This is a genomic window from Dankookia sp. P2 (assembly GCF_050632255.1).
GTDB lineage: Bacteria > Pseudomonadota > Alphaproteobacteria > Acetobacterales > Acetobacteraceae > Paracraurococcus.
Map to the genome: position 1 here is coordinate 5,301,685 of NZ_CP192581.1, position 13,098 is coordinate 5,314,782.

Annotated in this window: 19 protein-coding genes; 9 read left to right on the forward strand and 10 right to left on the reverse strand. The window is 68.4% G+C overall.

Annotated elements, in window-relative coordinates:
- Positions 1 to 6: 6 nt before the first annotated feature.
- Complete coding sequence (locus ACQ86J_RS31510; protein ID WP_431268601.1) at positions 7 to 849, reverse strand: extracellular catalytic domain type 1 short-chain-length polyhydroxyalkanoate depolymerase; 843 nt, start codon at positions 847 to 849, stop codon at positions 7 to 9.
- A 188-nt stretch (positions 850 to 1,037) separates the two neighbouring features.
- Here ACQ86J_RS31510 and ACQ86J_RS31515 point away from each other — a divergent pair, with 188 nt between their 5' ends.
- Positions 1,038 to 1,304 carry a DUF3072 domain-containing protein gene (locus ACQ86J_RS31515; RefSeq protein ID WP_431268602.1) on the forward strand — a complete coding sequence of 89 codons (267 nt, stop codon included), beginning with the start codon at positions 1,038 to 1,040 and terminating at the stop codon, positions 1,302 to 1,304.
- Between the two features lie 51 nt (positions 1,305 to 1,355).
- On the opposite strand, the gene ACQ86J_RS31520 is transcribed toward ACQ86J_RS31515, so the two are convergent.
- From ACQ86J_RS31520 to ACQ86J_RS31530, 3 genes are all read right to left on the reverse strand, one after another.
- Positions 1,356 to 1,640, reverse strand: coding sequence for a hypothetical protein (locus tag ACQ86J_RS31520; RefSeq protein WP_431268603.1), 285 nt, complete (start codon positions 1,638 to 1,640; stop codon positions 1,356 to 1,358).
- Between the two features lie 49 nt (positions 1,641 to 1,689).
- Complete coding sequence (locus ACQ86J_RS31525; RefSeq protein ID WP_431268604.1) at positions 1,690 to 2,193, reverse strand: nitroreductase family protein; 504 nt, start codon at positions 2,191 to 2,193, stop codon at positions 1,690 to 1,692.
- Positions 2,194 to 2,278: 85 nt separating this feature from the next.
- On the reverse strand, positions 2,279 to 3,217 hold the full coding sequence (locus tag ACQ86J_RS31530) for a hypothetical protein (RefSeq protein WP_431268605.1): 939 nt from the start codon (positions 3,215 to 3,217) through the stop codon (positions 2,279 to 2,281).
- A gap of 181 nt (positions 3,218 to 3,398) precedes the next feature.
- Between ACQ86J_RS31530 and ACQ86J_RS31535 the strand changes: the two genes are divergently transcribed.
- Complete coding sequence (locus tag ACQ86J_RS31535; protein ID WP_431268606.1) at positions 3,399 to 3,770, forward strand: hypothetical protein; 372 nt, start codon at positions 3,399 to 3,401, stop codon at positions 3,768 to 3,770.
- Between the two features lie 607 nt (positions 3,771 to 4,377).
- Here ACQ86J_RS31535 and ACQ86J_RS31540 read toward each other — a convergent pair.
- The gene (locus ACQ86J_RS31540; RefSeq protein ID WP_431272601.1) at positions 4,378 to 4,794 is read right to left on the reverse strand and encodes a tripartite tricarboxylate transporter substrate-binding protein; all 417 of its coding nucleotides are present in this window, start codon (positions 4,792 to 4,794) and stop codon (positions 4,378 to 4,380) included.
- On the reverse strand, positions 4,698 to 5,012 hold the full coding sequence (locus ACQ86J_RS31545) for a tripartite tricarboxylate transporter substrate-binding protein (protein WP_431272602.1): 315 nt from the start codon (positions 5,010 to 5,012) through the stop codon (positions 4,698 to 4,700). The genes ACQ86J_RS31540 and ACQ86J_RS31545 overlap by 97 nt, the downstream gene beginning before the upstream one ends.
- A 655-nt stretch (positions 5,013 to 5,667) precedes the next feature.
- On the opposite strand from ACQ86J_RS31545, the gene ACQ86J_RS31550 reads away from it, so the two are divergent.
- The gene (locus ACQ86J_RS31550) at positions 5,668 to 5,832 is read left to right on the forward strand and encodes a hypothetical protein (protein WP_431268607.1); all 165 of its coding nucleotides are present in this window, start codon (positions 5,668 to 5,670) and stop codon (positions 5,830 to 5,832) included.
- On the forward strand, positions 5,826 to 6,089 hold the full coding sequence (locus ACQ86J_RS31555; RefSeq protein ID WP_431268608.1) for a hypothetical protein: 264 nt from the start codon (positions 5,826 to 5,828) through the stop codon (positions 6,087 to 6,089). Before ACQ86J_RS31550 ends, ACQ86J_RS31555 begins: the two co-directional genes overlap by 7 nt.
- A gap of 329 nt (positions 6,090 to 6,418) precedes the next feature.
- Here the strand turns inward: ACQ86J_RS31555 and ACQ86J_RS31560 are convergent, their stop codons facing one another.
- On the reverse strand, positions 6,419 to 7,348 hold the full coding sequence (locus ACQ86J_RS31560) for a Gfo/Idh/MocA family protein (RefSeq protein WP_431268609.1): 930 nt from the start codon (positions 7,346 to 7,348) through the stop codon (positions 6,419 to 6,421).
- The gene (locus ACQ86J_RS31565; protein ID WP_431268610.1) at positions 7,323 to 7,688 is read right to left on the reverse strand and encodes a hypothetical protein; all 366 of its coding nucleotides are present in this window, start codon (positions 7,686 to 7,688) and stop codon (positions 7,323 to 7,325) included. Before ACQ86J_RS31565 ends, ACQ86J_RS31560 begins: the two co-directional genes overlap by 26 nt.
- Before the next feature lie 497 nt (positions 7,689 to 8,185).
- On the opposite strand from ACQ86J_RS31565, the gene ACQ86J_RS31570 reads away from it, so the two are divergent.
- The 5 genes from ACQ86J_RS31570 (at position 8,186) to ACQ86J_RS31590 (ending at position 11,921) form a co-directional block, all read left to right on the forward strand.
- Positions 8,186 to 9,247: an MFS transporter gene (locus ACQ86J_RS31570; protein ID WP_431272603.1), complete on the forward strand. Its 1,062-nt coding sequence runs from the start codon at positions 8,186 to 8,188 to the stop codon at positions 9,245 to 9,247.
- A 7-nt stretch (positions 9,248 to 9,254) separates the two neighbouring features.
- On the forward strand, positions 9,255 to 9,992 hold the full coding sequence (locus ACQ86J_RS31575; protein WP_431268611.1) for a glutathione S-transferase family protein: 738 nt from the start codon (positions 9,255 to 9,257) through the stop codon (positions 9,990 to 9,992).
- A gap of 164 nt (positions 9,993 to 10,156) precedes the next feature.
- Positions 10,157 to 10,435: a hypothetical protein gene (locus ACQ86J_RS31580; protein ID WP_431268612.1), complete on the forward strand. Its 279-nt coding sequence runs from the start codon at positions 10,157 to 10,159 to the stop codon at positions 10,433 to 10,435.
- Positions 10,342 to 10,959: an SDR family NAD(P)-dependent oxidoreductase gene (locus ACQ86J_RS31585; RefSeq protein WP_431268613.1), complete on the forward strand. Its 618-nt coding sequence runs from the start codon at positions 10,342 to 10,344 to the stop codon at positions 10,957 to 10,959. The genes ACQ86J_RS31580 and ACQ86J_RS31585 overlap by 94 nt, the downstream gene beginning before the upstream one ends.
- Complete coding sequence (locus ACQ86J_RS31590; protein WP_431268614.1) at positions 10,959 to 11,921, forward strand: Bug family tripartite tricarboxylate transporter substrate binding protein; 963 nt, start codon at positions 10,959 to 10,961, stop codon at positions 11,919 to 11,921. The genes ACQ86J_RS31585 and ACQ86J_RS31590 overlap by 1 nt, the downstream gene beginning before the upstream one ends.
- A 9-nt stretch (positions 11,922 to 11,930) precedes the next feature.
- Here the strand turns inward: ACQ86J_RS31590 and ACQ86J_RS31595 are convergent, their stop codons facing one another.
- Complete coding sequence (locus ACQ86J_RS31595) at positions 11,931 to 12,485, reverse strand: pyridoxamine 5'-phosphate oxidase family protein (RefSeq protein WP_431268615.1); 555 nt, start codon at positions 12,483 to 12,485, stop codon at positions 11,931 to 11,933.
- 47 nt (positions 12,486 to 12,532) lie between these two features.
- Positions 12,533 to 13,060 carry a hypothetical protein gene (locus ACQ86J_RS31600; protein WP_431268616.1) on the reverse strand — a complete coding sequence of 176 codons (528 nt, stop codon included), beginning with the start codon at positions 13,058 to 13,060 and terminating at the stop codon, positions 12,533 to 12,535.
- Between the last annotated feature and the right edge of the window lie 38 nt (positions 13,061 to 13,098).

Sequence of the window (13,098 nt, forward strand, 5' to 3'; positions counted from 1 at the left end):
GCTCGATCAGCGGGCTGCCGTCTGCGCCGCGCCAAGCTCGACGCGGTGCGCCCGGCCGAGCGGGGCGCCCGCTTCCGGCAGGCTGTCCAGCCCGTGCAGCGTGCGCCATTGCTTCAGGATTTCCGCCGCATTGGCCGGCCGTACGGTGATGTCCGCATCGCCCTGCCAGATGGCGATGCGGGGCCAGGGACCGCGATGTGGCGAGGCCTCGCGTACCGCCGCTGCCCGCTCGGCGGCAGGGCGTGGCCGGCCGGTCGCCATGGCCTCGAATGCCTCCGGCATCGACTGCGCCGCGCCATGCGGCAGGCCGGCCAGGATGGCGCCCGCGGCGAAGACCTCAGGATAGGTGGCGAGCATGACCGAGGTCATGGCGCCGCCGGCCGAGAGGCCGGTGACGAAGACACGCTGCGGGTCCAGCCGGTGGCGGGTGATCATATGCGCGACCATCTGCCGGATGGAGGCGGCCTCGCCGCGGTCGCGCCGGGTGTCGCCCGGCTCGAACCAGTTGAAGCAGCGATTGGCATTGTTCGCCGTCCGCTGTTCCGGCAGCAGCAGGGCGAAGCCGCGGCGCGCAGCCAGACTGGACCAGCCGGTGCCGTGGTCATAGCCGCCGGCGCCCTGGGTGCAGCCATGCAGGGCGACGACCAGGGGCGCCCCGGTGGACAGCCTTTCGGGGATGAATTCCAGCATGCGCAGCTGGCCCGGATTGCTGCCGAAGCCGCTCACCTCGGTGAGCGCTCCGTCGCCGGGCGGGGCGCCGCCCAGGCTGCCGGTGGTGAAGCCGGTGCCCTGCGCCATGGCCTGGCTGCGGCGGACGAGATCAGCAATGTCGATGCGGCTGGGATTCAAGGCGGTGGTCCTTCCAGGACGCCGCGCGCGGCGGCGCCATGACCAGCGTGAAGCGTGGAGGCAAGTTTCGCTGCATCGCAGCATGTATTATTGTTGCATTGCAGCATGAGCTTCAGATGGGGCGCCAGGAACCACTGCGCCAGGGCGAACGTTAAGTGAACACTGAAATGGCAGAGGAAGCCCGACCTATGGCGAAGCACCCCGCTCCAGCCCAGCATGCCCCTGAGCACGCGCCCGAGAACCCGAAGCGCGATCCGGAGCCCGGGTCGAACACCATCAAGGATCCGGATGACTGGACCACGGGCGACGAGCGGATGACTGGTGCTCAGGCAAGCTACCTAAAGACGCTGAGCGAGGAGGCCGGCGAGGAATTCGACCCCGACCTCAGCAAGGCCGATGCCTCGCGCCGGATCGACGAGTTGCAGGCCAGGACCGGCCGCGGCCGGGATCACTGAGCGCATGAAGGCCGGGCCGCGTCCGGATCACCGGCGCGGCCCGCGCGGTGGCTACTTCAGCGGGAAGCCCAGCGCGTTCAAGGCGGCGGCCAACCGGTCGCGCCCGCGCAGCGCCTTGATGGTGCCGATGCGGGCAATGACTCGGGCGGTCCAGGTATCCGCCGCCATCTCGTTGCGCTGGGAGAAACCGCTCATTTCGGCATCGTAGGCGGCACGCGCTGCGGTCTCGCCCGAGGCATCGTAGCGACCTCGATGCAGGGTGACGGCTTGCGGGAGGCGCGGCTTCACCTCGCCTTCCGACCCGTGCTTTGCATAGCCGACGCACAGCCCGAACACGCCGGCGGCTCCCGGTGGCAGGCCAAGCGTGTCCGCCACCCGCTGCGGATCATTGCGAAGCGCCCCGATATAGACGGTGGACAGGCCCGGACTTCTCGGCCGCCACCACGGCGTTCTGCGCCGCCAGAGCGGCATCGATCGCTGCCACTAGGAAGGTCTCCAAGTAAGGCATGCCGGCCAGCAGCCTACCCTCCTCGATTCCCAACCGGTCGTTGCGGCCGACATCGGCGAGGAAGACCAGGAAAAGCGGGCACTCCAGGATGTGCTTCTGACCGCCGGCGATCTCTGCCATCACTGCCCGCGCCGCCGGATCCTCCACCGAGACGACCGACCAGGTCTGCAGGTTGGAGGAGGTGGCGGCGGATTGTGCGGCCGCCACCAGCGTCTCCAGGGTGCCGGGTGGCAGGGCGTCCGGCCGGTAGCCGCGTACCGAGCGGTGGTCCAGCATTCCCGCGATGGTAGAATTCCACGGGCCGGCCATCGGCACGGCGGCGCCATAGCGCGCCGCGAGCGCCGCCTGCTGGGTGGTGGTAGGGGCATGCTGTCCATGCAACCAATCCTCGCTTTCCGGCGAGGCTAACGGCAACGCCGCCGGTGGCAAGCCTCGGCGGCGCCACCAGCGGCGGAAGGGGGCCGATTCAGGGAAGCATCTCCAGCATGGTGATCGCCGGCACGGTGGGGGCGAAGTCCCGCAGCGCTGCCTGGATGCGCGGCACGTCGTCGCCGGTCACCGCATAGAGCGTGATGCCAGAATTGGTCTCCCCGGCGCCGATCCGCCGTGCCGCCAGCCGCGCCACCGGGTGCCAGGCCGGCGGTTCCACCGTACCGCCGCCGTCATACAGCAGGGCCAGACCGATGCCGCGCCGCGCAGCCTCGGCCTCCGCCTGGGCGATCTGCACCGCCTCGGGGATTGCCACGGAAGGGGGCGGCATCGGCGCCACGACATTGGGGTTGCGCCAATTGATCCGCCCCCAGCGCGTGACCATAACCGGCCCGCGCCAGTATTCCGTGACGAAGCGGGCCATCTGGTCGTCGGTCGCGTGCAGCGCCTGGGCCGACTTCACCGCATCGATGCTCCGCAGTGCGTAGCCGGCGCCGCCGAGCAGGAAGGAGGCGCAGACCGCGGCACAGGTCCAAGCCCCCATGCGGCCGAATAGCGTCGCCGCCGGACGGTCGAAAACCACCAGCATGGCGCCGAGGCCGAGCACGACGACGTAGACTTCGTAGCGCGAGATTGAGACCAGGCTGCCGGCCAGAACATGTGCAAGGCCGGCACAGGCAAACAGCATCGCCGCAGCGATCCTGGCGCGGTCGCGCCCATCGAAACCGGCCAGCGGGCTGGTCCAGCGGAAGGTGGCATTGCGCGGGCCAAGCCCGACCACGGTCCCCCAGGCGGTCACCAGCAGGCCGAGCAGGATATGCGCGCCGCCATGGCTCAGCAGGTTGACCCGCAGATTGGTGTAGAGGATCCAGATGAAGCCGGCCGGGCAACCGCCGCCAATCGGTGTGCGCGCCGGTGCCCGCGACCATCGAACGGTCGAGCACCGATTGCGGCAGCGCCGGCAGGCCCAGCGCATGCATGGTGGCGAAGAAGCCGCCCAGCACCAGCAGGCTGAGGCCGATGGTCACCGCCCCCAGCCGCCAGCGGCCAAGGGCCAGCATGACCAGCACGCAGCCCAGGGTGATGGACCCGGTCTCGAAGCGCAGCAGCGGCAGCAGGACCAGGGCGGCGATCCACCAGGCCTCCGCCCGGCCGCGATGGCAGAACCGCACGAGGCCGAGCAGGGCGGCCAGGCTGAAGGTGACCTGCGGCGCATGTTCCAGGCCACCCATGGCGAGACCGACCAGGTTGAGGCCGAGCGACATGGCCGCCGCCATCAGCGCGAGGTAGGCCGGCGCCACCGCCCGCAGCCGGATCCCGCATTCGGTGGCGATCAGGCAGAGCAGCACCGCCGAGCCGGCATTGGCCGCAAGGCAGAAGATCAGGCTGGTCGCCGCGCCGAAGGGCAGGGGGGTCAGCAGCGCGAGCAGGAAGGGGTAGAGGATCGAGGAACTCGGCGAGGCCGGCTCACCCGGGTTGAGGCCGTAGTCCCCTGCCGGATCTGGTCGGCCATCGCCATGTGGATGTAGGGCCCGTCCATCCCGTAGGGAGAACTCGCCGCCATTGCCGATAATCACCATCAAGACGGCAACCAGGCTGGGCAGGGTAACTCCCAGCATGACGGCCAGAAGCGGCCCGATCCCTGTGCGGGGCGCAGCAGCGGACCAGGGGACGGCACTGGGAGTACGGGGGCAAGGGAGGGCTCCGGCCTGCTATTGCGCACGGGCAGGGCACAGGAGGGCCCACCCGGTGCAGGCCATGCCGGCCTGCCACGCTCCCCTAGTGCCGCGAGCCGTCGTAAATTTCCTCTCACGTTCCTAAGCGCCTTGGCGCCACGGCAACAATGTGACCTTCGAGACACTGGGGCCAGAACGGTTCGAGCCGGGGATTCAGGCGGGCATTGCGCCTCAGATCAGGCCGAGCCGGCGCCCCAGGTCACGGTAGAAGGTGACCTGGCCGCGTATATAGGCGCGCGTTTCGTCCGGCGTGAGCAGGCGAGGAATCCCCCGGCGCCGCGAACGGCTTCCGGCCAGGCCTGGTCGTTCCGCAGTGCGGCCAGCGCGGTGACCCAGCTCCGCTGCGCCTCTTCCTCGAGAGCCGGGGGAGCGAACAGTGCGCTCCAGCCCGTGACGCCGGTCAGGCCAGCACCTCCGCCTCCCGTGCCGTGGCGATGGCGGGGAGGATCCTCAGCCGCTCATTGGTTCCGATCACCAGGCCGCGCAGCCTGCCGTCCCGCAGCGCGGGTAGCGCATCGCTGAGATTGGTGCCGAGGAACTGCGCCCGTCCCTCCAGCAGGCCAACGACGGCGTCACCACCACCCCGGAAGGGCACCGCGAAGCCGGCATCGATCGGCAGGCCCGCGGTGGCAAAGAGGTGGCGGACGCCAAGATCGAGCAAGGTCGCCGGTCCTGTCGTGGCGAAGGGGATGCGCCCGGGCTGCTCCCGCAGCGCCGTGATCAGGTCGCGCAGCGCTCTCCCAAGGCGAGATCGGCCCGCACGCAGAGGACGAAAGGCGTTTCCTCGAGCAGGCCAAGCATGGTGAACTCGTCCCAGGCATAGGGCGTGCGCGGGTCGGTGGCCGGCAGGATGGCCGAGGAGGCGACGCGGGCGAGCAGCAGGGTCTGGCCGTCCGGTCTTGCCTTGGCGACGAACTGGGTCCCCACCGCGCCCGAGGCACCGGGCCGGTTCTCGACCAGCAGGCTTGCGCGTGGGTTCGGCAGGTGCCGCTGGACATGCCGGACCAGCAGCCGCGCGGGCAATATCTGCCGCACCGCCGGCTGAGAAGGGCACAACCAGCGTGACCGGCGCGGATGGATAGAGCACTGCTTCCGCGCTCTGCCCAGGCACCGGCATCGCTCCAGCCAGCAGGGGCCAGGCGGCGATAAGGGCTCGGCGGGACAAGCGGCGCATGGAAGTCTCACTCCCCAATCCAGACCAGCCTAATGCCTCATCTGGTCGGTTTTGCGGCAGCCCAGGGTAGCACGGCCCGCAAATCCTCGGTTCCGTCGCAAAGCTGAGGCGGGGGCATTCGTCAGGGCAGCGTGACAATGAGCGAGACGAAATGGCCGCAGTAGGTGTGCGCGCAGCCTCCTGGGTGGTGTGGGGTAGGCTCACCTTGCCGTCACCGCCCTGTCGGGCCGTCTTTCCAGATGGCGGGGCGGCACCATCACTTCGAATAGGACCTAGCAGTCGCGTTCTGGTGTTTCATCCGCGACGCGGGTCGACGACGTCCAGCGGAGTGATCGTGGCATCGCCGTTTCATCAAGTGTGGAAAGGTGATTCGCGCAGACCGCAAACCTTCCTTCCGGACACGACACCTGCATCGAACGCGTGGCCGCGACGTAAGTCACGCGCTCGTCACATGGACGCAATGGCAACGGAGCCCGCTATCGGCGCTTGCCTAGTGCAAGGCGGGGAACCCGAGGAATGCAGGCCGAATCACCCGTATTGCTTGTCGTAGAGGATGACTTCCTGGTACGACTGACATTGGTGGATGCGCTCAGCGATGGCGGCTTCGAAGTGCTCGAAGCGGCCGACGCGAAGGAAGCGCTGACCTGGTCTGCGACCGCGACGACATCTCGGCGATGCTGACCGATATCAACCTGCCCGGCGGGTCGGATGGGTTTGCCTTGGCACGTGCGGCGCGCGTCATCCGGCCGCAACTGCCCGTGGTCTATGCCTCCGGCCGATATGGCGGCGCGGAAGACGGACAGGCCGTGGATGGATCCCGTTTTCTCGCCAAGCCCTTCACACCGTCGCTGGCTGCAGCCGTGCTGCACGACATGATCAGTGATGGTGAGGGGCCGGGATCGCTCCACCAGCGGCATGAGCCCGAGCGGCGCATCTAACGCCGCCCGAGCCTATTCAGCTCCTCAGTTCACCGCACGATCTACCGAACGGCCCAGCCGTTCCACCGGGCCGCGTGGCGGATCGACGGTATCCCTGACGCCTTGTCCCACCTTGTCCAGGCTCCGGCCGGCGCGCTCCGCCGGACCCGGCTGCTCGCAGGAAGCTAGGCCGAGCAGCAGCAACGTCGGCAAAATTAGGCGAGATCGTGTGGGTCATCAATAGCTCCGTGACAATGCATGCGCGCCTTGGCGCGGCGCGTGCGCGCCTCAGCGCTTGAAGCCCGCTGCGGTTCGCCCAGCAGTGATTGATGCCTCCAGGTCAACTCGGATCAGGCGAGGGGCCGCGCGTCTGGGTTTCCGCCGGGAGGGGCGCGATCGCTTGCGGGCGACCGCTCTGCGCCGCGCGCATGATCGCCTCCATGATCCTGCTGGTCGCGCAGGCCCTCCTCGCCTGGTGTGTGGGGCTGACGCGACTCCCGCACGCAGCGGGCCATGTGATCGATCTCGAGCGCGAACTGGTTGCGCGAATGAAGCTGCGGCACCTGCTCGCTGCCAACTTCGCCGTCGCGCCGGAACAAATGCAGCCGCTGGCCCTTGTAGGCGAAGGCGTCCTCGATCATCAGGCTGCCCCGCTCGCCGTGCAGCCGCAGCGACTTTTCCTGGAAGGCGCCGTAGCTAGACTGTGCCTGGGCAAGCAGGCCGGAGGGAAATCGTAGAGTGAAAGACATGCTTTCCTCCACCTCGCGGAAGCGCTCGTCATTGGGCGGGCTGTAGGCCTGAGCGACGACCTCGACGGGCTCCTCATTGCTCAGGTAGCGCGCGGCATTCAGGCAGTAGAGCCCGATATCCGGTAAGGCGCCGCCGCCGGCCAGGGCCCGGCTGTAGCGCCACTGCGGGCCGGGTCCGTTGGCCTGAAGGTTGGCGGCTTGGAAGAATCGCGGCTTGCCCAGCGCACCACCCTGCGCGGCGCGGATCGCCGCGCGGTTCACCTGTTCGTACTGGCAGCGATAGGCGACCATCAGCCGCACATCGGCGCGGGCGCAGGCGGTTATCATCGCCGTACAATCCTCGCTGCTGGTGGCCATCGGCTTCTCGGTCAGCACATGCTTGCCGATGGCCGCCGCGCGTTCGGTGAAGCCACGGTGCATAGCATTGGGCAGGGCGATGTAGACCGCCTGCACCGCCGGGTCATCGCGTAGCCGTTCGAACTGGTCGTAACCATGCACGGCCGCGTCACGGATGCCGTATTGCCGCGCCACCAGGCGCGCCTTTTTCCGGGGATCCGCTGACCAGGGCCACCGGCCGGGCCATCCGGCATTCGGCAAAGGCAGGCAGCGCTTGTTCCAGGCTGATTCGGCCAAGGCCGATGATCGCGAAGCCGACACGCTCCTCGGGCGGCAGCGGGGCTGGCGGTGGCTCTCCGGGCGGGTCGGCCTCGCCGCGCCAAGGTGGGAAGGCGACGCGGCCGTCCCGCACGCCGCCGGCATCGATTGGCGAGGGCGGCGGGTAGCCCGGCACGCCGGCGGCGCCCGCCGCCACGCCCGCCGCGGCGAGGCCGCCCGCCCGCATGATCCCGCGCCGTGTCGTGCCGTCGCTCATCCCATCGCCCCCATGACCGGCGAGCCAACGCCGCGGGGAGGAATTGGTTGACGCGCTTGGTCGGTCGTCCGACGCTGCTGCTAATGGCCGCGAAGATGGCCCAAGGATCGGGACATCAACGGGCAGCGACCCCGTCGCGGGAGGACCATCAATGTTCGAGGAGCTCGACCGAAGGACCAGCCTGACCGGCAACCAAAAACGGATCGTCGCCGCCGCAGTGATGGGCGACATGCTGGAATTCTTCGACTACTTCCTGATCGGCTTCGTACTGGCCTTCGTGGTCGGGCCCTGGGGGCTGACCTTCGGGCAATCCGCCATCATTCTGCTCTCCTCCGGATTCGGGGCAATCGGTGGGGCGTATTTCTGGGGCTGGATGGCCGATCGCATCGGCCGGCGGCCAGTCTTCAACCTGACCATCCTGAACTTCTCGCTGGCCACCGGCGTGCTATGCCTTCACGCCGGAAAACGGCTGGATCTTTCTCACCATCTTCCGCTTCATCGTCGGCTTCGGCGTCGGCGGGCTCTACTGCGTCGACCTGCCGCTGGTGCAGGAGTTCATGCCATCGAAGAAGCGTGGACTGATCGGCGGGCTGGTGACGGTCTTCATCCCCGTCGGCGTGCTGCTCGGCTCCATCTTCGGCGCCTATCTGGCGCCCGAGATTGGCTGGCGCGGGCTGTTCGCTGCCGGCGTGCTACCCGGCCTGCTGGTCTTCCTGGTGCGCATCTGGGTGCCGGAATCGCCGCGCTGGCTCGCTCGCCAGGGCCGGCCGGAGGAGGCGCGCAAGTCGCTCGCCTGGGCGCTTGAGGTGCCGCCCGAGAGCTTGTCGCTGCCGAGGCCGGAAGACTATGCCGAGCCGAACACCCGCTGGACCGACCTGTTCCGCTACCCGCGCAGCCTGATCGTCTCCTGGTTCGGGAATCTTGGCGCGCAAACTGGCGTCTATGGCGTCACGTTATGGGCGCCGACACTCTTCATGCTGATCCTGCACGTCCCGCCGGCCCAGGCGTCCAAGATGATGATCGGGCTGACGCTCGGCGGTCTGGTCGGCCGCGTCTCCTTCGCCCTGCTGTCGGAGGGGATCGGTCGGCGCCGCGCCGGCGGCCTGCTCGGCTTCGGCGCCGCGGTGATGATTGCGCTGGCCGGGGTCTACCACGACCAGATCTGGTTCGGCTTTTCGGCGCTCTGGCTGTTGCTGATTGTCGGCTTCTTCTTCGCCGATGGTGGCTTCGCCGTGGTCGGTCCCTATGCGGCCGAGGTCTGGCCGGCGCAGCTTCGCACCTCCGGCATGGGATCGGCCTATGGGTTCGGCAGGATCGGCAAGGTGATTGGCCCGCTCGGCCTGGCGCTGGTTGTCGGCAGCAGCAACGTCATCAAGCCTGAGGCGAGCGTTGAGAACGTGCTGCCGGCCTTCCTGTACCTGGCGTCCTGGTTCGTGCTGGCGGGCGCGGTCTACCTCTTCCTCGGCATCGAGACCAAGGGCCGCTCGATTGAGGAAATCGACCGCGACCTGCACGCGCAGGACGCCACGGCGCGGCCCGCAGTGGCGCCCGGCGAATGAGTGGTGCATGACGGGCCGCTTGCGGGCAACCGCCATGTGCGCTCCCATCCGCCACCCGAACCCGGAGGCCTTCATGCTGCAATTCTACTACAACGCCGCGCCGAACCCGATGAAGGTGGCGCTCTTCCTTGAGGAGAGCGGCCTGCCTTATGAGGCGATCCCGGTCGACACCCGCAAGGGCGACCAATCCAAGCCGGACTACGTGGCGATCAACCCGAATTCCAAGGCGCCTTCGATCGTCGATGACGGCAATCCGGTCTTCGATTCCAACGCCATCCTGCTCTACCTCGCGGAGAAGACCGGCCAGTTCCTGCCGAAGCCGGATTTTGCCGGGGAGACACTGTCCTGGCTGATGTTCATCGCCTCAGGCATCGGCCCCTATTCCGGCCAGTATGTCCACTTCAAGAATTTCGCGCCCGCCGGCAACGACTACGGCGTGAAGCGCTACGAGTTCGAGGCGAAGCGCCACTGGGGCATTCTGAACGACCAGCTGGAAGGCCGCGACTGGATTGTCGGCGACAGCTACTCCTTCGTCGACATGGCGGCCTGGGGCTGGGAGCGGCTCGGCGCCTTCGTGCTCGGTGCCGAGGAATTCGACAAGCTGGGCAACGTCAAGCGACACCTCGCCGCGATCAACGCGCGTCCAGCCGCAGCGCGCGCCGAGGCGATCAAGACGCGTCATGCATTCAAGGCCGAGATGGACGAGGACGCACGGAAGATCATGTTCCGCCACACGGCGACCTGAGGCAACAAGGCCGGGGAGGAGGTATCCTCCCTGGATCTTGCTCTACTCCCTTTGAGTCCTGCACCCGTCGCGCGATAGGTGCGGGACTCAGAAGGGGGACGGAGCCATCCCCGATCGAACCGTGATCCCGGCAGCGGCCGGGCAAGAAGCACCGGAGAAGCATCGTGTTCAGGCTTGATGGCAAGGTGGCGCTGGTGACCGGCGCGGGCTCGGTCGGACCAGGCTGGGGCAACGGCAAGGCGACCGCCGTGCTGCTGGCGCGCGCCGGGGCGCAGGTCTTCGGCATCGACATCACCGAATCCGCCGCCGCCGAGACGCGCGACATCATCGCCGGGGAGGGGGCACCGCCGTGGCGCATCGCTGCGACATGCTGGCGGCAGAGCAGGTGGAGGCCGCGGCTGCCGCCTGCATCGCGCGCTTCGGCCGCATCGATATCCTCGTGAACAACGTCGGCGGCTCCGCCCCCGGCGGTCCGGTGGACATGGCGGAGGAAGCCTGGGACGCCCAGATCGACCTCAACCTGAAATCCGCGTTCCTCGGCTGCAAATACGTCCTGCCGCATATGGATGCGCAAGGCAGGGGCGCGGTGGTGAACCTGTCCTCGGTCGCCGGGCTGCGCATGGGGACGGGGCGCGTCCACAGCGCCTATTCGGCCAGCAAGGCTGGCATCATCGCCTTCAGCAAGTCGGTGGCCATGGGATACGCGAAGAAAGGCATCCGCTGCAACACGGTGGTGCCCGGGCTGATGCACACCCCGTTGGTGGAGCACCGCCTGGTGCGCCAACTCGGCGCCAATGATGCGGAGGCGCTGATCGCCCGGCGCAATGCCAGCGTGCCGATGGGCCATATGGGTACCGGCTGGGACATCGCCCATGCCGTGCTGTTCCTGGTGAGCGACGAGGCGAAGTACATCACCGCGACCGAGATCGTGGTGGATGGCGGCTTCACCGCCGCGGGCCCGGTCTGATGCGGCGGCGCGGCCTGCTGGCGGCGCCTGCGTTGCTGCTGGCGCCGACGGCGCGGGCGCAGGACTGGCCTTCGCGCCCCATCACCCTAATCGTCGCCTCTCCGGCCGGCGGCGGCACCGATTTCGCTGCGCGCCTGATCACCGAACCGCTCGGCCAGCGCCTCGGCCAGTCGGTGGTCGTGGAGAACCGGCCGGGCGGCAATGGTGCCATCGGCATGCTGGCCGCCATTCGCGCGCGGCCGGACGGGCATACGCTGCTGGTCGGCTATTCCGGCACGCTGACCGGCAAGCCGGCGGTGGAGGGCGTCGCCGACTACGATCCGGCGAGGGACCTGCTGCCGGTGGCGCAGATCACCAATTCGCCGCAGGTAATGATGGTGCACCCATCCGTGCCGGCGCGGACGCTGACGGAGTTCGTCGCCCATGCGAAGGCCAATCCGGGCAAGCTGAACTACGGCTCCTCCGGCAATGGCTCGCTGCACCATCTCGGCTGCGAGTTGCTGAAGCTGCGCACTGGCATCGATATCGTGCATGTGCCCTATCGCGGCACCGGCGAGACCATCTCCGACCTGCTGGCCGGCCGCATCCAGTTCTACATGAACAGCCCGCCGCCGGTGCTCGCCTTCTTCAAGGATGGGCGGCTGCGCCCGGTCGCCACCACCGGGGAAGAGCGCCACCGCGCGCTGCCCGAGGTGCCGACCATGATCGAGCAGGGCTTCGCCCCCATCCCGATCGACAGCTGGTTCCCGCTGCTCGCGCCGGTCGGCACGCCGGCGCCCACCCTCCTGCGGCTGCAGGAGGAGCTGCGGACCGTGTTGGCCGAGCCGCTAGTGCAGCGGCGGGCAGCGGAGGCCGGCACCTTTGCCGCCTTCGCCGATGCCGATGCCGTCGCCACCCGCATGCGGCGGGAAACGATGGCCTGGACCGATGTGGTGAAGCGGGTTGGCATCAAGCCGGATTGACCGGGCTGTCTATGCCGAGGCGGCGATGGCCTGCCACTCCTGCATGGTCAGCCGCGGCGTGATGTGCTGCGGGCAGTTCCAGTCGTAGCCGGCAACCTCGATCAACACCGCGCTTTCCGCCTGACGTTCCGCCCCGGGCGACGTAAGCCGGGCCAGCAGGGCTGGGTCGTCCCGCACCACGCGCGCATGGCCAAGCAGCTTCAGCCTGCGGCGGTTGGCGTAATCCATGAAGAACAGGGATACGCGGTCGTTGCTGGCGAGGTTGCCCAGCGAGATGTGCTGCCGGTTTCCGGTGAGATCGGCGAAGCCGATGGTCCGCGCATCCAGCACGCGCATGAAGCCCGGCGGGCCGCCACGGTGCTGCATGTAGGGCCAGCCGGTCTCTGAAACCGTGGCCAGGTAGACGCTGTCGCGGGCCTGGATGAAGCCGGCTTCGCGTGCGGTCAGCGCGCTGTCGTCCGGCCCGCGCTCGGCGACCCCGGCATAGTGCAGATGGGAGCCGAGCTGCTTCTGCTCTGCCTGCACTGCAGGTGTGAAGGCAATCTTGGCGAAATGCCTGCCCATGGCGGCATGCTCCTGGATCGGGTGGGGAGAGTTGAGGCCGCAGCGTCTCAGTGGCCGGTGTGCCGGACCGCGAAGTCGGTCGGCGCCCCGGCCGGAGTATTGATGCGGTTGGTTTGCAGGCTCATCGCGACATTCAGCACGATCTCGATGATCGCCGCATCGTCCCTCGCCGGCGCCGGCGCCGGCTCGGCCTCGGCACCGCGGTCCTGTCGGGCCAGCACTGCGCGAGGGAGGGACAGCGCCGTTTTGTCCTTCACGGTCTCGGCTTTGCCGGTACGCGCCGTCCCGACCGCCACGGCGCTCAGCCCGGCGCCAGCGCCGATCATGCTGTACGCCAAGAGGCAATGATCGCAGCCATTCGTCCCGGCGCTCAGCAGCGCGATCCCCTCGCGCAGCGCCGCTGGCAGCATGCCGCCGCCGAGTGTCCCCGAAAGGCCTAGATAGCCGTGCAAGCGGGCGGGCGCGATCCCGAGTACGCGAAGCAGGTTGGGCATCAGGCCGCGTTGCTTGCGTATGCCCTCGAAGCTGGCGTGGGTGGCGGCATTTTCGTCGCCGACGAGGTTCAGGTTGGCCATCTCGACGTCTCCTGCCGGAAATTGCTGGCCGGCGGCCC

Excerpts from the sequence above, each read along its gene's own strand:
- ACQ86J_RS31515 (WP_431268602.1), top strand. The coding sequence starts at position 1,038 with ATGGCGAAGCACCCCGCTCCAGCCCAGCATGCCCCTGAGCACGCGCCC.
- ACQ86J_RS31530 (WP_431268605.1), bottom strand. The coding sequence starts at position 3,217 with ATGCGCTGGGCCTGCCGGCGCTGCCGCAATCGGTGCTCGACCGTTCGA.
- ACQ86J_RS31535 (WP_431268606.1), top strand. The coding sequence starts at position 3,399 with ATGGCAGAACCGCACGAGGCCGAGCAGGGCGGCCAGGCTGAAGGTGAC.
- ACQ86J_RS31550 (WP_431268607.1), top strand. The coding sequence starts at position 5,668 with ATGCAGGCCGAATCACCCGTATTGCTTGTCGTAGAGGATGACTTCCTG.
- ACQ86J_RS31555 (WP_431268608.1), top strand. The coding sequence starts at position 5,826 with ATGCTGACCGATATCAACCTGCCCGGCGGGTCGGATGGGTTTGCCTTG.
- ACQ86J_RS31565 (WP_431268610.1), bottom strand. The coding sequence starts at position 7,688 with ATGAGCGACGGCACGACACGGCGCGGGATCATGCGGGCGGGCGGCCTC.
- ACQ86J_RS31575 (WP_431268611.1), top strand. The coding sequence starts at position 9,255 with ATGACGGGCCGCTTGCGGGCAACCGCCATGTGCGCTCCCATCCGCCAC.
- ACQ86J_RS31590 (WP_431268614.1), top strand. The coding sequence starts at position 10,959 with ATGCGGCGGCGCGGCCTGCTGGCGGCGCCTGCGTTGCTGCTGGCGCCG.
- ACQ86J_RS31595 (WP_431268615.1), bottom strand. The coding sequence starts at position 12,485 with ATGGGCAGGCATTTCGCCAAGATTGCCTTCACACCTGCAGTGCAGGCA.
- ACQ86J_RS31600 (WP_431268616.1), bottom strand. The coding sequence starts at position 13,060 with ATGGCCAACCTGAACCTCGTCGGCGACGAAAATGCCGCCACCCACGCC.